Origin of the sequence: Ideonella oryzae, from assembly GCF_024055665.1 — a bacterium.
GTDB lineage: Bacteria > Pseudomonadota > Gammaproteobacteria > Burkholderiales > Burkholderiaceae_C > Ideonella > Ideonella oryzae.
Map to the genome: position 1 here is coordinate 210,466 of NZ_JAMXMC010000004.1, position 18,255 is coordinate 228,720.

At 70.2% G+C, this 18,255-nt stretch carries 16 protein-coding genes; 8 read left to right on the forward strand and 8 right to left on the reverse strand.

Going from position 1 to position 18,255, the window contains the following annotated elements:
• Positions 1-36: 36 nt before the first annotated feature.
• Positions 37-939, forward strand: a complete 903-nt coding sequence (locus M0L44_RS07870) for an AEC family transporter (protein WP_252769089.1) — start codon at positions 37-39, stop codon at positions 937-939.
• 11 nt (positions 940-950) lie between these two features.
• Here M0L44_RS07870 and queG read toward each other — a convergent pair whose 3' ends face one another.
• A complete protein-coding gene (queG, locus tag M0L44_RS07875; RefSeq protein WP_252769090.1) occupies positions 951-2,045 on the reverse strand; it encodes a tRNA epoxyqueuosine(34) reductase QueG in 1,095 nt (364 codons plus the stop codon).
• Between queG and tsaE the strand changes: the two genes are divergently transcribed.
• Together tsaE and M0L44_RS07885 are read left to right on the forward strand one after the other, a co-directional pair.
• The gene (tsaE, locus tag M0L44_RS07880) at positions 2,046-2,522 is read left to right on the forward strand and encodes a tRNA (adenosine(37)-N6)-threonylcarbamoyltransferase complex ATPase subunit type 1 TsaE (protein WP_252769091.1); all 477 of its coding nucleotides are present in this window, start codon (positions 2,046-2,048) and stop codon (positions 2,520-2,522) included.
• Positions 2,519-3,889 (forward strand): N-acetylmuramoyl-L-alanine amidase, encoded by a 1,371-nt coding sequence (locus M0L44_RS07885; protein ID WP_252769092.1) that lies wholly within the window; start codon positions 2,519-2,521, stop codon positions 3,887-3,889. The genes tsaE and M0L44_RS07885 overlap by 4 nt, the downstream gene beginning before the upstream one ends.
• A 22-nt stretch (positions 3,890-3,911) precedes the next feature.
• On the opposite strand, the gene pabB is transcribed toward M0L44_RS07885, so the two are convergent.
• Together pabB and M0L44_RS07895 are read right to left on the reverse strand one after the other, a co-directional pair.
• Positions 3,912-5,759, reverse strand: a complete 1,848-nt coding sequence (gene pabB, locus M0L44_RS07890) for an aminodeoxychorismate synthase component I (protein WP_252769093.1) — start codon at positions 5,757-5,759, stop codon at positions 3,912-3,914.
• 1 nt (position 5,760) lies between these two features.
• Positions 5,761-6,408: a DedA family protein gene (locus M0L44_RS07895; RefSeq protein ID WP_252769094.1), complete on the reverse strand. Its 648-nt coding sequence runs from the start codon at positions 6,406-6,408 to the stop codon at positions 5,761-5,763.
• A 48-nt stretch (positions 6,409-6,456) separates the two neighbouring features.
• Between M0L44_RS07895 and mutL the strand changes: the two genes are divergently transcribed.
• The 4 genes from mutL (at position 6,457) to M0L44_RS07915 (ending at position 11,430) form a co-directional block, all read left to right on the forward strand.
• Positions 6,457-8,370, forward strand: coding sequence for a DNA mismatch repair endonuclease MutL (mutL, locus tag M0L44_RS07900; protein ID WP_252769095.1), 1,914 nt, complete (start codon positions 6,457-6,459; stop codon positions 8,368-8,370).
• Between the two features lie 388 nt (positions 8,371-8,758).
• Positions 8,759-9,652: a pseudouridine synthase gene (locus M0L44_RS07905; protein WP_435526396.1), complete on the forward strand. Its 894-nt coding sequence runs from the start codon at positions 8,759-8,761 to the stop codon at positions 9,650-9,652.
• Positions 9,639-10,613 (forward strand): tRNA (adenosine(37)-N6)-dimethylallyltransferase MiaA, encoded by a 975-nt coding sequence (gene miaA, locus M0L44_RS07910; protein WP_252769096.1) that lies wholly within the window; start codon positions 9,639-9,641, stop codon positions 10,611-10,613. Before M0L44_RS07905 ends, miaA begins: the two co-directional genes overlap by 14 nt.
• Before the next feature lie 43 nt (positions 10,614-10,656).
• Entirely contained in the window at positions 10,657-11,430 is a 774-nt protein-coding gene (locus tag M0L44_RS07915; protein WP_252769097.1) for an oxygen-binding di-iron domain-containing protein, read from the forward strand.
• A gap of 84 nt (positions 11,431-11,514) precedes the next feature.
• On the opposite strand, the gene M0L44_RS07920 is transcribed toward M0L44_RS07915, so the two are convergent.
• The 5 genes from M0L44_RS07920 to M0L44_RS07940 form a co-directional block, all read right to left on the reverse strand.
• Positions 11,515-12,318: a GGDEF domain-containing protein gene (locus M0L44_RS07920; RefSeq protein ID WP_252769098.1), complete on the reverse strand. Its 804-nt coding sequence runs from the start codon at positions 12,316-12,318 to the stop codon at positions 11,515-11,517.
• A 111-nt stretch (positions 12,319-12,429) separates the two neighbouring features.
• Positions 12,430-13,995 carry a DHA2 family efflux MFS transporter permease subunit gene (locus M0L44_RS07925; RefSeq protein WP_290429043.1) on the reverse strand — a complete coding sequence of 522 codons (1,566 nt, stop codon included), beginning with the start codon at positions 13,993-13,995 and terminating at the stop codon, positions 12,430-12,432.
• Positions 13,996-14,026: 31 nt separating this feature from the next.
• Positions 14,027-15,265, reverse strand: a complete 1,239-nt coding sequence (locus M0L44_RS07930; RefSeq protein ID WP_252769099.1) for an HlyD family secretion protein — start codon at positions 15,263-15,265, stop codon at positions 14,027-14,029.
• A gap of 52 nt (positions 15,266-15,317) precedes the next feature.
• Complete coding sequence (locus M0L44_RS07935) at positions 15,318-16,826, reverse strand: efflux transporter outer membrane subunit (protein ID WP_252769100.1); 1,509 nt, start codon at positions 16,824-16,826, stop codon at positions 15,318-15,320.
• Between the two features lie 7 nt (positions 16,827-16,833).
• Complete coding sequence (locus tag M0L44_RS07940) at positions 16,834-17,352, reverse strand: MarR family winged helix-turn-helix transcriptional regulator (protein WP_252769101.1); 519 nt, start codon at positions 17,350-17,352, stop codon at positions 16,834-16,836.
• Between the two features lie 168 nt (positions 17,353-17,520).
• Here M0L44_RS07940 and M0L44_RS07945 point away from each other — a divergent pair, with 168 nt between their 5' ends.
• Entirely contained in the window at positions 17,521-18,192 is a 672-nt protein-coding gene (locus M0L44_RS07945) for a YiaD family glycine zipper/OmpA-like lipoprotein (RefSeq protein ID WP_435526398.1), read from the forward strand.
• The last annotated feature ends 63 nt before the right edge of the window (positions 18,193-18,255 follow it).

Below are 18,255 nucleotides of genomic sequence, written 5' to 3' on the forward strand. Positions count from 1 at the left end.
ACGCGTGCCAACGCTTGCTGGCACACTCTCAGCCCCATGAGCCAAGTGTTCCTGCTGCTGCCCGACTTCCTGCTGATTGTGCTTGGCTGGTTCCTGTGCCGCCACACCCTGCTGGACCGCAGCGTCTGGGACGGCGTCGAAAAGCTGGTCTACCACCTGCTCTTCCCGGTACTGCTCTTCGTCGCCATCCTGCGCCAGCCACTGCAACCCGGCGCGCTGATGACGCTGGCCGGCTGCGGCCTCACCGTGGTGGCCGTGGGCATCGCCCTGTCCTATGCGCTGGGACGCTGGCCCGGCGTGGATCCGCGCACCCATGCGTCCGGGGCGCAAACCGCCTTCCGCTTCAACTCCTACGTGGCCCTGGCACTGGCCGAGCGCCTGGGTGGGGTGCAGTCGGTGGCCTGGATCGCCCTGCTGATCGCGCTGTGCGTGCCCGTGTGCAATGTGGCAGCGGTCTGGCCGCTGGCCCGCCATGCCGGGCACAACTTTCTGCGCGAACTGGCTCGCAACCCGCTGATCGTGGGCACCGTGACGGGCCTGGTCGGCAATCTGCTGGGCCTGCGGCTGCCGGAGCTGGCCGAGATCACGCTCAGTCGCATCGGTGGCGCCGCCCTGCCCCTGGGCCTGATGGCCGTCGGAGCCGGCCTGCGCATGGGCGCCCTCAAGGAAGCCCCGGGCCTGGCCGCCGCGCTGCTGGGCATCCGCCATCTGGTGCTGCCGGTCGTGGCCATCGCGCTGGTGCTGTTCATTGGCCTGCCGCCGGCCCAGCAGACCGTGGTCGTGGCCTTCGCCGCGTTGCCCACCGCTTCCAGCGCCTATGTGCTGGCGGTGCGCATGGGCGGCCATGGAAGCTATGTGGCCGGACTGATCAGTGTGTCGACCGTGATCGGCATGGCCGGCCTGCCCATGGCACTGAGCGCGCTGGACGCACTGCGCTGAGTCCGCGTGATTCAGGCCCCGGCCTGTTGCGCCAAGGCCCAGTCGATGTGCTCGGCCACCAGCGCACTGGCCTGGCCGCGTGCGGCCTGCAGCAGCCCGACCAGTGGCTGCGAGCCCGCGGCCCGAGCTGCCAGCGCATTGCCCATGGCCACGGCCAAGTTGCGCCGCCAGCGCTCGAAGCCGATGCGCCGGATCGGGCTGCCCTCCATCTCGCGCAGAAAGCGCGCCTCGTCCCAGCCCCACAACTCGGCCAGGGTCGCGTCGCCCATCGCCGGCCGCGGGTCGAAGTCGGCCAGGCGGCTGGGCTGGGCGAACTTGTTCCACGGGCAGACGAGCTGGCAATCGTCACAGCCGTAGATGCGGTTGCCCATCTGCGACCGCAAGGCCTCAGGGATGGGGCCGTCATGCTCGATGGTCAGGTAGGAAATGCAGCGCCGCGCATCGAGCCGGTAGGGTGCCACGATGGCCCCGGTCGGGCAGGACTGGATGCAGGCCTCGCAGCGTCCGCAGTGGCCCTCCACCGGCGCGCTGACGACCAGCGGCGCATCCACGTAGATCTCGCCCAGGAAGAAGGTCGATCCGGCCTCACGCGACAAGGTCAGCGTGTGCTTGCCCCGCCAGCCCAGGCCGCTACGCTGGGCCAGTTCGACCTCCAGCACCGGCGCCGAGTCACAGAACACCCGGTGCCCCAGCGGGCCGACGGCCTCGGCCAGGCGGTCGGCCAACTGTTGCAGGCGCGCACGCAGCACCTTGTGATAGTCGCGCCCCCGGGCGTAGAGTGAGATATTGGCGCGCGCCGGCTGGCCCAGCCGCTGCCACTCGATGGCCTGCCAACCCTGCGGGGTCTGGTGTGGCAGGTAGTCCATGCGCGCGGTGATGACACGCACCGTCCCCGGCACCAGCTCCGCCGGGCGGGCCCGCTTCAGGCCATGGCGGGCCATGTACTCCATCTGGCCATGGAACCCGGCCTGCAGCCAGGCAGTCAACCCAGCCTCGGCCGAAGACAGGTCGACGTCGGCCACGCCGATCTGGGAAAATCCCAGTGCGCGTGCCCAGTCCCGCAATGCCTGCGTGAGATCCAGCTCCGCCCGATCGCTTTGAGTCATTTGCCGATTCTAGAAACCCGCTCCCTGTCCTGGCCCGATGAAGCGGCCTGTGGCCAGTTCGCCCTGTCGCTGGCCCGCCACCCGGGCATCGCCGATGCGTGCATCGAACTGGATGGCCCGCTGGGGGCGGGCAAGACGACCCTGGTGCGCCACCTGCTGCGTGCCCTGGGCGTTCAGGGCCGCATCAAGAGCCCGACCTATGCCGTGGTCGAGCCCTACGAGGTGGTGCACGCGGGGCAGCCCCTGCCCATCTCGCATTTCGATTTCTACCGTTTCAGCGACCCGCGCGAGTGGGTCGATGCCGGCTTCCGTGACATCTTCGCCCGGCCGGGCCTGAAGCTGTGTGAATGGGCCCAGAACGCCGGGCCCGAACGTCCGCAGGCCGACCTCCGGCTGGAGATCCAGCCTCAGCCGGATGAGAGCCGACGGGTGCTCGCTCACGCGATGAGCCAGCGCGGAAAGGAGTTGCTCGCATGAAACGACGCGAAATCCTGGCCCATGCCGGCCGCCTGGGCCAGGCCGCCCTGCTGCTCGGGCCGGCCCAGCTGGCCTGGGGTGCCAGCATCGTCTCGGTCCGGGTGTGGCCGGCCACCGAATACACCCGGGTCACCATCGAGTCCGACCAGCCGCTGGTCGCGCGCCACTTCGTGACCGAAGAGCCGCAGCGTCTGGTGGTGGACATTGACGGCCTGGAACTCAGCCCCGCGCTGCGCGACCTGGTGGGCAAGGTCAAGTCCGACGACCCCTTCATTGCCGGCGTGCGGGTGGGGCAAAACCAGCCGCGCGTGGTGCGCCTGGTCATCGACCTGAAGCAACCCGTGAACCCGCAGCAGTTCGCCCTAGCCCCTGTGGCGGCCTACCAGAACCGGCTGGTCTTCGACCTCTACCCGCTGCAGGCCCAGGACCCGCTGCTGGCCCTGGTGAACGACAAGCTGCAGGCCGAGCGCGAGGCCGCCCGCACCATGGACGACGCGCTGGGCGAGTTCATCCACCGCATGAACCGGCCGATGGCCGCCACCGAGGCCACCCACCCGCCCAGCCCCCCCATCGCCGCAGCCACGCCGCCCAAGCCGGGCATCACCCCGGCCCCGGCGCCCGCGCCCCGCCCCACCGCGGCCCAGCGCGACCGCATCAACCGCCTGATCGTGGTGGCCATCGACCCGGGGCACGGCGGCGAGGACCCGGGCGCCATCGGCCCCTCGGGCCTGCGCGAGAAGGACGTGGTGCTGCAGATCGCCATGGCCCTGCGCGACCGGCTGAATGACCGGCCCAACATGCGTGCGATGCTGACCCGCGACGCCGACTTCTTCGTGCCGCTGCAGGAACGTGTTGCCAAGGCCCGCCGCGTGCAGGCCGACCTCTTCGTCTCGGTCCATGCCGATGCCTTCTTCACACCCCAGGCCCGAGGCGCCAGCGTGTTCGCGCTGAGCGACCGTGGCGCCAGCAGCGCGGCGGCGCGCTGGATGGCCCAACGCGAGAACGCCGCCGACGTGGTGGGCGGCGTCAACGCCAACACCAAGGACGCCCAGGTGCTGCGCGCCATGCTGGACATGAGCACCACCGCCCAGATCAAGGACAGCCTGCGGCTGGGCAAGGAAGTGCTCTCGCGCATCGGCACGGTGGGCAAGCTGCACAAGGGCGAGGTGGAGCAGGCCGGCTTTGCGGTGCTGAAGGCGCCGGACATTCCCTCCATCCTGGTCGAGACGGCCTTCATTTCCAACCCGGAAGAAGAGAGCCGGCTGAAAGACCCCGACTATCAGGTCAAGCTGGTCGAGGCGCTCTACACCGGCATCGACCGCTACTTCGCCAAGAACCCGCCGCTGGCGCGCAACCGTCAGGTCTGAAGGCCCAGGCCGAATCGTGGGCTCAGGCCCCGGGCAGAGGCTGCGCGTCCAGCACGCCCCGCAAGGCATTGCAGACCCGCCATTCCAAGACGCGGTGCAGTTCCTCTCGGTGCACCGAGCGCTCCCGCAGGGCCCAGCTGGGGTCGGCAAGCAGCTGCGACCGCATGACGCCGGGCAGCACGCCATCGGACACCGGCGGGGTCACCCAGCCCTCCGGCAGGCGCAGTAGCACATTGCTGCGGCCGCCTTCCAGCAGCCAGCCGTCGTCGCTGAACAGCAGCGCATCGAAGGCCCCCTGCGCCTCGGCCTGCGCCACCAACTGGTCGTAGAGGGCCCGCGCGGTGGTCTTGTGGCGGGCCAACTGCCGGCCCCGCGGCACGGTGGCCTCACCCCAGGCCAGACGCAACGGCCCGTCAGGCAGCTCGATCAGCGGTGCGTGCCGCAGGGACAGCCCGCCCTGCGCGGACCAGTCCAGCCGGACCCGGTGCAGCCCCTGGCGCAGGGGGCCGGCCAGGGCCTCCTCCAGCAGCCGCCCGGCCTCGGCCCGGTCCAGCCCAAAGCCCAGGGCCGCCACACTGGCACTCAGTCGCTGCAGATGGGCCGGCCACAACAGCACCCGGCCCGCCTCCGCCCGCATCGTTTCGAACAGGCCCAGGCCCGGGTCCAGCGCCGACAGGAAGCGGCCCTTGAGCAGGCACTCCGCCCGCTCGGGGCGGGCCCGGCTGTCCAGCACGATGCCGGCGCCCACGCCCAGCGTGAGCGGCCGGGTGTCCGCCTGCGGCGGACCCAGCGTCAGGGTGCGGATGGCGACCGACAGCACGGCCCGTCCCAGGCCGTCCCCGGGTTCGGCCCAGCCGATGGCCCCGCAGTAGAGGCCGCGCGGCGCGGTCTCCAGGACCTGGATCAGCTGCATCGTGCGGTGCTTGGGCGCGCCGGTGATGGACCCGCAGGGAAAGGTGGCCCGCCACAGGGCCGGCCAGTCCACCTCCGGGCGCATGCGGGCCTCGATGGTCGAGGTCATCTGCCAGACGGTCCGGTAGCCCTCCACCTCGAACAGGGCCGGCACCCGCACCGAACCTGTCTCGGCCAGCCGCCCCAGGTCGTTGCGCAGCAGGTCCACGATCATCAGGTTCTCGGCCCGGTTCTTCACGTCCTGCTGGAGGGTCTGGGCCCGCTGCGCATCCTCGGCCGGGTCGGGCGCACGCGCGGACGTGCCCTTCATCGGCCGGGCCGTCACTTGCCGGCCCTCGACCTTCAGGAAAAGCTCGGGCGAGCAGGACAGCACCCAGCGATCCCCGGGCAAGGCCAGCAGCGCGCCATAGGCCACTGGCTGGCGTTCGCGCAGGCGGCGGTACAGATCCAGGGGCGAGCCAAAGGCCTGGCCGTTCAGGCGGAAGGTGTGGTTGACTTGGTAGGTCTCGCCGCGCCGGATGGCCTCGTGGATGGCGGCGATGGCGGCGTCGTAGGCGGCATCGTCCACGTCGGGCTGCAGGCCCAGCGTGCCTGCGGGCGCAGGCGTGTCCGAGCCCGCTGTGGCCGCCAGCCAGGCCGGCACCTGCGCGGCATCCAGGCGGTCGCAGCGACGGAACATCAGGACCCGCAGCCGCCCAGGGTCTGTAGCCCGTGGGCGCGAAGTGAGACCCTGCAGCGCCACGCCCCATTCATAGTCGGCCAGCACCACCGCCCACAGGCCGGCGCGCAGGTCGGCGTCCACGGCCTGCCAGCAAGCGGCGAGATCCTCCCGCCCCTGGCTCTCGTGGATGGCCGTCAGCCCGGTCAGCAGCCGGCAGGCGCCGGTCGCCAGGTCCAGCGCATCGTCCAGCAGGGCGAAGGCCTCGCCCTGCTGCGGGCGCGGCCACGCCCCGTCCATATCAGGCCACGGCCCCTTTGCGGCGGGCGCGCCAGGCGCCGGCGATGGCCAGCGCGCTGGGCACCAGGATCAGGGCCCAGATGATCTTCTCGAGGTTGCCCTTGACCCAGCCGATGTTGCCGAACCAGTAACCGGCCATCAGCACGCCCACCACCCACAGCGTGCCGCCGGCCAGGTTGTAGGCCGTGAAGCGGGCGCGCGACATGGCCGCCACGCCGGCCACGAAAGGCGCGAAGGTGCGGATGAACGGCATGAAGCGGGCCAGCACGATGGTGATGCCGCCGTAGCGCTCGTAAAAGGCATGGGCCTGCGCAAAGGCCGCCTTGTTGAAGAAGCGCGAGTTCTCCCACTGGAACACCCGCGGCCCCAGCCGCCGGCCGATGCTGTAGTTCAGCTGGTCACCCAGCACCGCGGCCACCAGCAGCACGGCCAGGCTCAGCGGCAGGTTCATCAGCCCGGCGCCGGCCAAGGCCCCCACGACGAAGAGCAGCGAATCGCCCGGCAACAGGGGCATCACCACCAGTCCCGTCTCGACGAAGACGATCAGGAACATCAGGGCGTAGACCCAGGGGCCGTACTGGGCCACGAACTCGGCCAGGTAGCGGTCCACATGCAGGATGAAATCGAACAGGGTCGGCAGCAGGTCCATGGCGCGGCATTATCGGCGCGCACCACCCGGCCTCTCTACAATCCGGGGATGAATTCCCCCGCGAACGGCTCGCTGGACGCCACCCGCCGCCCCATCCGAGAACTGCCCGACGAGCTGGTGAGCCAGATCGCCGCGGGCGAGGTGGTGGAGCGCCCGGCGTCGGTGGTGCGCGAGCTGGTGGACAACGCGCTGGATGCCGGCGCGGACCAGGTGACCGTGCGGCTGGTGGCCGGCGGCATCCGGGCCATCGTGGTGGAGGATGACGGTTGCGGCATTCCGCCCGAGGAACTGCCGCTGGCCCTCAAGCGCCACGCCACCAGCAAGATCGGTTCGCTGGCCGAACTCGAAGGCGTGACCACCATGGGCTTCCGTGGCGAGGCGCTGGCCGCCATCGCCTCGGTGTCCGAGACCGCCATCGTCAGTCGCCCGGTCGATGCGGCCCAGGCCCGCCGGCTGGACGCCCGCAGCGGCGAGCTGCAGCCGGCCGCCCGCGGCCAGGGCACCAGCATCGAGGTGCGCGAGCTGTTCTTCAGCACGCCGGCGCGGCGCAAGTTCCTGAAGTCCGAGGCCACCGAGCTGTCGCACGCGGTGGAGGCGGTGCGCCGCCACGCCCTGGCCCGCCCTGACGTGGGCTTTGCCATCTGGCACGAAGGCAAGCTGGTGGCGCAGTGGCGCCGCGCCACCCACGAGCAGCGCATGGCCGACGTGCTGGGCGCCGACTTCGTGGACCAGAGCCGGGCGGTGGAACTCCAGGCCGGGCCGATGCGCATCCTGGGCCGGGCCGGCCTGCCGGAGGCCGCCCGCAACCGCAGCGACCACCAGTACGTCTACGTCAACGGCCGCTATGTGCGCGACAAGCTGATCCAGCATGCGCTGCGCAGCGCCTACGAAGATGTGCTGCACGGCCAGCGCCAGCCGGCCTACGTGCTGTTCATCGACATCGAGCCCACACGGGTGGATGTGAACGTGCACCCCACCAAGATCGAGGTGCGCTTCCGCGAATCGGGCGAGGTCTACAGCACGGTGCGCCGGGCGGTGGAGCGCACGCTGGCCCTGCCGGCCGGCGCGGCCCTGCCTGTGGTGCCGCAGACCGCGGCCATCGCTCCGGCCGTGGATGGCGCGCCCCTCCCACCTTCCCAGGGCTGGGATGCCCCCGCCCCGCAGCCATCCGACACGGTCTCCGGCCTGCCGTTCGCCGCCCAGCAGCAGCGGCTGAGCCTGGCCGATCTCTCGCTGCTCTACGCCCGTGAAGAGCCACGCACGCCTTGGTCCGTGTCCGCCCCGGCGACGCCGTCGGCCCCCTTTGCCTCCACGGCGCCTGCAGACCGCGGCGACCCGCCAATGGACCGCGCGGCCGTGCTCAATGGCGACTGGCCACTGGGCCGGGCCCTGGCCCAGCTGGCCGGCGTCTACGTGCTGGCCGAAAATGCCCACGGTCTGGTGGTGGTGGACATGCACGCCGCCCACGAGCGCATCGTCTACGAACGACTCAAGGCCGAAGCCCGTGCCACCGGCATCGCCGCGCAGCCCATGCTGATCCCGGCCAGCTTTGCCGCCACCGGGCTGGAGATCGCCACCGCCGAAGCCCGCCAGGCCGATCTGCATGCCCTGGGCCTGGACCTGAGCCCCCTGGGCCCCACAACGCTGGCCGTGCGCTCGCGCCCGGCGGCCCTGGCCGACGCAGACCCGGTGGACCTGGCGCGTTCGGTGCTGCACGAACTGGCCGAACTGGCCGAGGCCGACGCAGGCCACCTGATCGAGCGGGCCCGCGACGAGCTGCTGGCCACCATGGCCTGCCACGGCGCGGTGCGGGCCAACCGGCGCCTGACCCTGGAAGAGATGAACGCCCTGCTGCGGCAGATGGAAGCCACCGAGCGTTCCGAACAATGCAACCACGGTCGCCCGACCTGGCGGCAGCTGACCATGAAGGAACTGGATGCCCTGTTCCTGCGCGGCCGCTGACCCCCACCGGCCTCCGACTCGAAAGACGCCCATGCGCTCCGACCGCAACATCCAACGCCCTCCCCGCCGCGCCGCCGCGCAACGCGATACCACAGCCGCACCGGCACCGGCCCACGCTGGCGTCAAGGTCAGCTACGCCGAGCCGCAGCGCCCCCCGGCCCGGGAGGCCCGAGACACCTGGGAGGGCCGCCCCCCCCGTGATGCCCGTGACACCCGAGACTTTCGTGAGGCCCGCGGGGACGCGCGTGAGCGCCCGGACCGGCCCGCAACCCGCGATGCCAAGCCCTGGGGAGGTCCGGCGCCGGCAGACAGACGGGACCGTCGCGCGGCCCCCTCGGCCGACGCACGCCCTGCCCGACCGGCACGCCCCGAGCGCGACGCCCAATCCATGGCATCCAGCCGCCCCCGCCAGGAGGATGGCCCCACCCGCACCGGACGCGTCCAGCCAAAGACGGGCGCGGTGGCAGCGGCGCACCCGCGCCGCGAGGTCCCCGAGGCGCCGCGCCCCCACACGCCGGCCCCCGCCCGCGTGGCCCCTGACGACGCGGGCGTGCGCCTGTCCAAGGTGATGACCGAACGGGGTCTGGCCTCGCGCAGGGAAGCCGATGACTGGATCGATGCCGGCTGGGTCAAGGTCAATGGCCAGATGGCCACACTGGGCCAGCGCGTGATGCCGGACGTCGTCATCGAGGTCGACCCGGCCGCGCGGCAGCAGCAGGCCCGACGGGTGACCTTGCTGCTGCACAAGCCGATCGGCTACGTGTCCGGCCAGGCCGAGGACGGTTACGAGCCCGCCAGCGTGCTGGTCACCCCGGGCAACCGCTGGACCGAAGACCCTTCGCGCAAGGAGTTCCACCCCGGCCACGCCCGCGGCCTGGCCCCGGCGGGCCGGCTCGACATCGACTCCACCGGCCTGCTGGTGCTGACCCAGGACGGCCGCATCGCCAAGCACCTGATCGGCAACGACTCCGAGGTCGAGAAGGAGTACCTGGTGCGGGTGGAGTACACCCGGCCCGGCCAGTTGCCCGAAGAAGATCTGAAGCGCCTGAACCATGGCCTGGAACTGGACGGTGTGCAGCTGCGCCCCGCCAAGGTGAGCTGGGCCAACGAGGACCAATTGCGCTTCGTGCTGCGTGAAGGCCGCAAGCGCCAGATCCGCCGCATGTGCGAGCTGGTGGGCCTGAAGGTGGTGGGCCTCAAGCGGGTGCGCATCGGCAGCGTGGTGCTGGGCAAGCTGCCCCTGGGCCAGTGGCGCTACCTGCGCGACGATGAGCGCTTCTGAGTCCAGCGGCCTGCGCTGGGTGGGCCTGGCCGGCCCCACCGCCTCCGGCAAGACAGCCGCGGCCCTGGCCCTGGCCGAGCGCTGGCCGGTGGAGATCATCAGCGTCGATTCGGCCCTGGTCTACCGGGGCATGGACATCGGCACCGCCAAGCCAAGCCTGGCGGAGCAGGCCCAGGTGCCCCATCACCTGATCGACATCCTCGACCCGGCCGAGAGCTACTCGGCCGCCCAGTTCGTGGCCGATGCCGAGCGCCTGATCGGGGAGATCCGAAGTCGGGGCCGACTGCCCCTGCTGGTGGGCGGCACCATGCTGTACTTCAAGGCCCTGATCGGCGGCCTGGACGCCCTGCCGCCAGCCGACCCCGCCGTGCGGGCCACCCTGGACGCGGAAGCGGCCGAAAAGGGCTGGCCGGCCCTGCATGCCGAGCTCGCACAGGTGGACCCCGCCACCGCCACCCGGCTGGCCCCGCAGGATGCCCAGCGCATTCAGCGGGCCTTGGAGGTCTGGCGGGTGACGGGCCAGCCGCTGTCCAGCTTCCACACCCGGGACAGTGCCGCCGCCGAGTTACCCTCGGACCATCTGCTGCTCTCGCTGGAGCCCGACAACCGGGCCTGGCTGCACGCCCGCATCGCCGAACGCTTTGCGCAGATGTTGCAGGCCGGGCTGGTGGAGGAGGTTCGCACATTGCGCGCGCGTGCGGACCTGCACCTGCAGTTGCCCGCCATGCGCTGCGTCGGCTACCGCCAGGTCTGGGAGGCCCTGGACGCCGGACTGGAGGGCCCCCGCCTGAACGCCCGGGTGCTGGACACCGGCGTGGCCGCAACGCGGCAGCTGGCCAAACGCCAGATCACCTGGCTGCGCAGCATGCAACGCGTCGCCATTGCGGCGGATCAGCCGCGTGCCACACAGGAAGTGACAAAGTGTTTGGCTGAACGTCTGGGCAGCCCGCTCCACACTTAATCTAGGTCAAGTTGTGCAACAGGCTGCGTCCCTAGGATGCGCCATGCCTGTCACCCTCTTCAATCAGAACGGCCACGAGTGCCTGATGTTCACCGATCTGGCCGACGAGCACGCCGGCGAAGCGGTGCAGTCGAACCAGTTCCTGATCATCGACGATGGGACGGGCGCAATCATCGATCCGGGTGGCAACCTCGCCTACAGCGAGCTCTACCTGACGATGACCCGGCACTTCACGCCGCAGAAGCTGGAGGCCATCATCGCCTCGCACGCGGATCCGGACATCATCGCCTCGCTGGACCGCTGGACCACTTCGGCCACGCAGGCCAAGATCTATGTGTCCAAGGTTTGGGAACGCTTCATTCCCCATTTCTGCAAGCCTGGCAAGACGGCGGGCCGCGTGGTGGGCATTCCCGACCCGGGCATGCGCATCAGGATCGGCCGCCATGACCTGATCGCCCTGCCGGCTCACTTCATGCACGCCGAGGGCAACTTCCAGTTCTATGACCCGGTCAGCAAGATCCTGTTCTCGGGTGACTTGGGCGTGTCCCTGGTGGGCGGTGAGATCGCCAAGAAGCCTGTGACCTCGCTGGCCACCCTGCTGCCTTCGATGGAAGCCTTCCATCGCCGTTACATGGTGTCCAACAAGGTGCTGCGGCTGTGGGCCGACATGGTCAGCACGCTGGAGATCTCGATGCTGGTCCCGCAGCACGGTGCGCCCATGGCGGGCCCGGCTATCCAGGAATTCATCGCCTGGGTGCGGGATCTGAACTGCGGCATCGATCTGGTCAGCTCGGCCAACTACCGCGTACCGAACTGACCGACCAGATCGCCCGGACGAACCTGTCCGGCCGAACGTGAAGACGGCGCCCGAGGGCGCCGTCTTCGTTCATCAGCCTGTTGATCAGCCCGGTGCCACCGACCGGGACGGATCGCTCTGCCGCGGCTGGATGGGCGCCGCGCGCACGCAGTTGCGGCCGGCATCCTTGGCGGCCAGCAAGGCCGTCTCGGCCTCCTGGATCAGCCCTTCCAGCGCCATTTGGCCCGCATGCACATGGGCCACCCCAACGCTGACCGTGACGACCAGATGGGCCTTGTCCCAGCGGAACGGTGTGGACGCCACCTGCTGGCGAATGCGCTCGGCCGCGTCCAGCGCGCCCAGAGGATCGGTGTGGGGCAGGAAGACCGCCAGCACGGCGCCGCCGAAGCGGGCCAGCACATCGGACTGGCGCAGCGTGGCGCTCACGCGGCGGGTGACCTCCAGCAGCACCGCATCACCGCAGCGCTGACCCATGGTGTCGTTGATACGGCGCAGGTAATCGGCATCGATCAGCAGCATGGCGCCGTCATCACCGTAGCGGCGGCAACGGGCCCAGTCGCGCTCGGCCAGGCGCAGGAACTGGCGGCGGTTGCCCACCCCAGCCAGCTCGTCGTCGACGCACAGCAACTCCCGCTGCTCGCCGGACTGGGCCAGGGCACGCGCCAGATTCAGGGCCACATGCCCGGTCAGCAGGGCCGGCACGGCCGCCACCAAGCCACCCAGCAGGGCGCTGCCCCAGGAGGCATGGTCCAGGCTCAGCAGCACAGCTGCCACCACGGCTCCCACCACGAGGGCAATGCCCACCTGGAACACCTGGGCAGACCGCCAGCCCAGGCGGTCCAGCGTCAGCGACAGTTGGTGGGGCCAATGCCCCTGACGATCACTCATGCCCATCGTTGCCTTGTCGATGATGTAGCCACATTCGACCACATTTCGGCGCCACCGTCGCCGGACTTGAGGGGCGGCGGTCGTGAACTTTCGCCCATCCGGCCAGGGTGCTCAGTGGGCGCCCCCGGCCTCCGCAGCGCCCGCGGCATGGGGCGCCGGCCGCCGGGTGATCCAGATGGCGGCGATCAGCACCACGAAGAGCGCCGAGGACACCAGGAAGACATCGTCGGCGGCGCGGGTAAAGGCCTGCTGGTCGATGAGCCGGTTGATCACCCCCCAGGCCTGGCCAGACTGCAGCCCCCCCTGGGTCAGCCCATGGGCCGCGGCATCCAGCACGGGCGAGCCCACGGGCAGGCTCTCGGTCAGCTGAGCATGGTGCAGGGTGGCGCGGTTCTCCCACACGGTGGTGGCGATGGAGGTGCCCATGGCCCCGGCGGTGATCCGCACAAAATTGGACAGACCGGCCGCGGCTGCAATGCGCTCGGGTTTCAGGCCGGCCAGGGTGATGGTGGTCAGCGGAATGAAGAAGAAGGCCATGGCACCGCCCTGCAGCATCGTCGGCACCAGGATATGGAAGAAGTCCGTGTCGGTCGTGAACATCGAGCGCATCCACAGCACGATGGAAAACACGATGAAGGCCCCGGTGGCCATGACCCGTGGGTCCCACACGCTGACCTTGCGCCCGACGATCGGTGTAAGCAGGATGGCCAGCACGCCCACCGGCGCCAGCGCCATGCCGGCGTCGGTGGCCGTGTAGCCCATCCACTGCTGCAGCCACAGCGGCATCAGCACCACATTGCCGAAGAACAGGCCGTAGGCCATCGACAGGGACAACGTGCCGAAGGCGAAGTTGCGCCCGCCAAACAGCTTGAGATCCACCACCGGGTGGTCGTCGGTGAGCTCCCACACCACGAAGACGGCGAAGGCCACCACCGCCACGACGGCCAGGGTCACGATGGTGCCGGAGGCGAACCAGTCCAGCTCCTTGCCCTTGTCCAGCATCAGCTGCAAGGCCCCAACCCAGATGACCAGCAGGGACAGGCCCACCGTGTCGATCGGCAGCTTGCGGGTGGGCGACTCACGGTGCCGGTAGATGCCCCAGGTGAGCGCGGCCGAGAGCAGGCCCACCGGGACGTTGATGTAGAAGATCCAGGGCCAGGAGATGTTGTCGGTGATCCAGCCGCCCAGCAGCGGCCCGACCACCGGCGCGACCAGCGTGGTCATGCCCCAGAGCGCCAGCGCCATGCCGGCCTTCGCCCGCGGGTAGCTGGCCAGCAGCAGGGTCTGCGACAGCGGGATCATCGGTCCGGCCACCAGGCCCTGCAGGACCCGGAAGCCCACCAGCATCTCCAGTGAGGTGGCAAAGCCGCACAGCCAGCTGCTGACGACGAAGAGCAGCACGCTCCAGGTGAAGAGCTTGACCGCGCCGAAGCGCTGGGTCAGCCAGCCGGTGAGCGGCACCGAGATGGCGTTGGCCACGCCGAAGCTGGTGATGACCCAGGTGCCCTGGTTGGGGCTGACCCCCAGGTCACCGGCAATGGCGGGAATGGACACGTTCGCGATGGACGAATCCAGCACGTTCATGAAGGTGGCCAGCGACAGCGACACCGTGCCCAGCAGCAAGGGCATGCCGTGCAGCGGTGTCGGTTCGTTGGCGGCCGAGGGGGCCTGGCTCATGGAAGACCGTCTCCAGGAAAGAAAGGGGCGCTCAGTTCGCGGCCTGGGGCGTGGTTGCGGCGGCCGCGCGGGCCGGCGCCCGGCCCAGGTTGGCCGCGATCAGGCGCTTGACCAGCGCCTCGGCGTCCCGGTCCTGGGCGTTGTAGACATCGGTGGCCGAGGCCGGCTGGGTGCGCGGCTGGTCCGACAGCAACTTGCCCGACTGGTCCGCGGTGTCGACCGTCACGTTCATCGACAGGCCCACGCGCAGCGGGTGCTCGGCCAGCTCCTTGGCGTCCAGCGAGATGCGCACCGGCACGCGCTGGACCACCTTGATCCAGTTGCCCGTAGCATTCTGGGCGGGCAGCAACGCAAAGGCCGCGCCAGTGCCTGCGCCCAGGCCGACCACCTGGCCGTGGTAGACCACCTTGGTGCCGTAGACGTCGGCCTCCAGCTCGGCAGGCTGGCCAATGCGCAGGCCCTGGAGCTGGCTCTCCTTGAAGTTGGCGTCCACCCACAGGTCATTGAGGGACACCACCGTCATCACCGGCGTGCCGGCCTGCAGGCGCTGGCCCAGCTGCACGTTGCGCTTGGCCACCTGGCCGTCGGTGGGCGCCAGCAGCGTGGCACGCTGCAGCGCCAGATAGGCTTCCCGCATCTTGGCGGCGGCACGCTGAACGGCCGGGTGATCGGCCACGCTGGTGCCGTCGACCATGGCCTGGCTGGCGGCCAACTGCTCGCGTGCGGCCTGCACGGCGGACTCGGACGCCGATGCCGCATTGCGCGCAGCCACCAATTGAACGCTGGCATGCTGGAACTCTTCCTTGCCCACGGCGCCGGTGCTGACCAGCGCGCTGCGGCGGGCCACGTCGTCCTTGGCACGGCTGAGCTCGGCCTGGGCCCGGGACAGGTCTGCCTCGCGCAGCGCCAGTTGGGCCTGCAGGGCCGCCGTGTTGGCATAGAGACCACGGGTCTCGCGCACGGTCTGGGCCAGTTGGGCCTCGGCCTGGTCCAGGGCCACGCGTGCATCGGCCGTGTCGAGCTTGACCAGCGGCTGACCCGCCTTCACGAAATCGGTCTCGTTGGCCTGCACGGCCACCACCGTGCCGCCCACCAGCGGCGTGATCTGCACCACGTTGCCGGAAACATAGGCGTTGTCGGTGTCTTGCAGATGGCGACCGACCATCCAGTGGTAGATGCCCCAGCCGGCGCCAGCCACCACGACGGCAGCGGCGATCACGGTCAGGCCGCGGCGACGGGCGGCGGCGTTGCTTGTCGTTGAATCGTTCATGTCGGGAACTCTTGAAAGTTGTGCGAGCCGGGCTCGTTCGAATGCAATGCGGTCAACCTGGCGGTGCCGCGAGATCAGGGGGTCGCGCGGAGGCTGCGCCATCGGCCACGCGGGCCGGCTCGGCTTGCCATCCACCGCCCAGGGCCGTGGCGAGGTCCACCGCCGCCGTGGCCCGGCGGGCCTGCAGGTCCACCGCCGCGCGCTGCTGGGCCAGCCACTGGCTCTCGGCATTGAGCACGCCGAGGTAGTTGGTCAGGCCGGCGCGGTAGCGGTCCCGGGCGATCTGCCAGGCTTTCTCGGCGCTGGCCAGCGCCGCCGACTGCTCGGTCTGCTGGCGCTCGAGCGACTGGACGGAGCCCAGGGCATCGGCCGCCTCGCGCACGGCGGTCAGGACGGTGGCGTTGTACTGGGCCACGACCGCGTCGCGCTCGGCCTCGCGTCCGCTCAGCTGCGCCGTCAGGCGCCCGCCCTCAAACAGCGGCAGGTGCAGGGCCGGGCCGAAGCTCCATTCACGGCTGCTGGACTTGAACAGGTTGTTCAGCCCCAGCGAGGACAGGCCCACCAGGCCGCTGAGCTCGATGTCGGGATAGAACTCGGCGCGGGCGCTGCGGACATTGGCCCCTGCCGCGTCCACCCGCCAGCGTGCGGCCGCGATGTCAGGCCGGCGTCCGAGCAGGTCGGCGCCCAGGCGGTGCCCACCGGTGCTCAAGCCCGTGCTGGGCAGCGCCGGGCTCAGGCCGTCCAGGGCATCGACGGGCTGCGCGGTGAGCGCTGCCAGCGCGTGGCGCGCCAGCATGATCTGCTCGTCGATGGCCTCGATCTGGCTGCGCGCATCGGGCAGCGCGCCTTCGCTCTGGGTCAGCTCCAGTGCGGTATCCAGGCCAGCGGTCACGCGTTGCCGGGTCAGGCCCAGCATCTCCTCGCGCTGGGCCAGCGTGCGCTCGGCCACACGCTTCTGGGCCGCCAGCCGGCCCAGCTGCAGGTACACCCGGCTGACCTGGCCTGACAGCGTCAGCCGGGCGGCCGAAGCGTCGGCCTCGGCGGCGTGGGCCTGGTCGATCTGGGCGGTCCACTGGGCATCGAGCCGACCGAAGAAGTCCGGCGACCAGCTCAGGGCCGCGTCCAGGGCCCCACTGTTGTAGACGCCGCCGCCGTAGGGCGGCGGGTAGATGCTGTTCTCGGTGAAGCGCTGCCGTGTGACGTTGGCCGCCAGATTGGCCTGCGGTGCGGTGGCCGAATGGACCATGTCGGCCATGGCCCGGGCCTGGGCGGCACGGGCTTGGGCCTGGGCCAGGGTCGGATGGGCGGCCAGGGCCTGGTCGATCAGCCGGGACAGGGTGGCGTCGTCGAAGGACTGCCACCAGTCGCCCGCCAGGGGCGCGGCATCGGCCTGGGTGGACAGACCGGTGCGCTCGGCCCCAAACAGGGCGGCGCCGGGCTGCTCAGGCCCTGGCAGGGCGCAGCCCGCCAGCACGGCCAGCAAAGCCGCGGCCGCCACCCGGCCGGAATGCGCGACACCATGGCGCCGCGGGGAGGTAGGAAAGGACTGAAGCCGGTTCATGGTGATGTCAGGAAGCGCCACCCTGCCCTTCGGCAGTGGCGGACGACTGGGAAAGACGGAGGGCTTCGCCGTTGGCCAGGATGCGCTCCAGCAAGCCGCGCAACAGCATCCATTCGTCATGGGTGAAGCCACTGAGGTGCCGGTTGAGCACCCGGCAGAGCACCTCGGGCACCTGGCTGGCAATGGCCTGGCCCTCGGGCGTGAGTGCCACGTGCACGACCCGGCGATCGCTGGTCGAGCGCTCGCGGCGCAGCAGGCCCTTGCTCTCCAGGCGGTCCAACAGACGGGTGGTGGCCCCGGGGTCCAGTTGCAGGTCGCGGGCCAACCCGGCCACCGTGGACTGCCCGCAGTTGTAGAGTTTGAACAGTGGCATCCACTGGGCGTGGGTCATGTCCCAGGCAGCCAGTTCCTGGTCCGCATCGGCCAGGATGCTGGCCAGCACCCGACGCATCATGTAACCAACACTGATCTCCGGCCGGAACTCCGCGGGCTGGTAGAAGTCAGCTGGAATGGGAGGCGAATTCATGAGGCGGATGATATTTGCCCAAGCAATGAATGACGCGGCAATCAAAATTGACCCCAGGAGACATGAGGGTCATTGCCGGGTCGGTTCGGGTGCTTGCCGCCCTGGCCCCGGCCAGGGTGTTTCCTGTCTGTCCAACCGTCGCTGAAAAGGAGAACACACATGAACACGATGTCCCAGGATCTGCCCCGCTCCCCTCGTCTGATGCGAGGCACAGGGGTGGCGCTTGCCGTGGCGCTGGCCTTCAGTGGCTGTGCGGAGATGGGCGCGCGCGAGAAGGGCACCGCCACAGGGGCCGCGATCGGCGCGATCGGCGGCGCTGTGATCAGTTCTGCCACCGGCGGCAAGGCGGGCACGGGCGCGCTGATCGGCGGTGCCGTGGGCGCCGTGGCCGGCAACATCTGGTCCAAGCGCATGGAAGACAAGCGCAAGCAGATGGAAGCGGCCACCCAGGGCACGGGCGTGGAAGTCAGCCGCACGGCCGACAACCGCCTGCAGGTGAACGTCCCCAGTGACATCAGTTTCGACGTCGGACGCTCGGCCCTGCGGCCGGCGCTGCATCCGGTGCTCGACAAGTTCGCCTCCGGCCTGGACAGCAGTATGAAGGTGATGGTCATCGGCCACACCGACAGCACCGGCAGTGACGCCATCAACGACCCCTTGTCGGTCGACCGAGCCGCCAGCGTGCGGGACTATCTGGTGATGCGCGGGGTTTCGCCCACCCGGATCTCGATCGAGGGCAAGGGCTCGCACCAGCCCATCGCGGACAACGCCACGGTGGACGGACGGGCCCGCAACCGCCGCGTCGAGATCTTCCTGAGCGAGGCCCAACCCCAAGGCTGAGCCCAACGCTCCCCGACGGACCGGCAGGGCAGCGCCTAGAATCCTGCGCTTCCGCGGTGCCCC

Excerpts from the sequence above, each read along its gene's own strand:
- M0L44_RS07945 (WP_435526398.1), top strand. The coding sequence starts at position 17,521 with ATGTCCCAGGATCTGCCCCGCTCCCCTCGTCTGATGCGAGGCACAGGG.
- M0L44_RS07935 (WP_252769100.1), bottom strand. The coding sequence starts at position 16,826 with ATGAACCGGCTTCAGTCCTTTCCTACCTCCCCGCGGCGCCATGGTGTC.
- M0L44_RS07930 (WP_252769099.1), bottom strand. The coding sequence starts at position 15,265 with ATGAACGATTCAACGACAAGCAACGCCGCCGCCCGTCGCCGCGGCCTG.
- M0L44_RS07940 (WP_252769101.1), bottom strand. The coding sequence starts at position 17,352 with ATGAATTCGCCTCCCATTCCAGCTGACTTCTACCAGCCCGCGGAGTTC.
- M0L44_RS07895 (WP_252769094.1), bottom strand. The coding sequence starts at position 6,408 with ATGGACCTGCTGCCGACCCTGTTCGATTTCATCCTGCATGTGGACCGC.
- M0L44_RS07870 (WP_252769089.1), top strand. The coding sequence starts at position 37 with ATGAGCCAAGTGTTCCTGCTGCTGCCCGACTTCCTGCTGATTGTGCTT.
- M0L44_RS07920 (WP_252769098.1), bottom strand. The coding sequence starts at position 12,318 with ATGAGTGATCGTCAGGGGCATTGGCCCCACCAACTGTCGCTGACGCTG.
- mutL (WP_252769095.1), top strand. The coding sequence starts at position 6,457 with ATGAATTCCCCCGCGAACGGCTCGCTGGACGCCACCCGCCGCCCCATC.
- miaA (WP_252769096.1), top strand. The coding sequence starts at position 9,639 with ATGAGCGCTTCTGAGTCCAGCGGCCTGCGCTGGGTGGGCCTGGCCGGC.
- M0L44_RS07925 (WP_290429043.1), bottom strand. The coding sequence starts at position 13,995 with ATGAGCCAGGCCCCCTCGGCCGCCAACGAACCGACACCGCTGCACGGC.
- M0L44_RS07905 (WP_435526396.1), top strand. The coding sequence starts at position 8,759 with ATGGCATCCAGCCGCCCCCGCCAGGAGGATGGCCCCACCCGCACCGGA.
- queG (WP_252769090.1), bottom strand. The coding sequence starts at position 2,045 with ATGACTCAAAGCGATCGGGCGGAGCTGGATCTCACGCAGGCATTGCGG.
- pabB (WP_252769093.1), bottom strand. The coding sequence starts at position 5,759 with ATGGACGGGGCGTGGCCGCGCCCGCAGCAGGGCGAGGCCTTCGCCCTG.
- M0L44_RS07885 (WP_252769092.1), top strand. The coding sequence starts at position 2,519 with ATGAAACGACGCGAAATCCTGGCCCATGCCGGCCGCCTGGGCCAGGCC.
- M0L44_RS07915 (WP_252769097.1), top strand. The coding sequence starts at position 10,657 with ATGCCTGTCACCCTCTTCAATCAGAACGGCCACGAGTGCCTGATGTTC.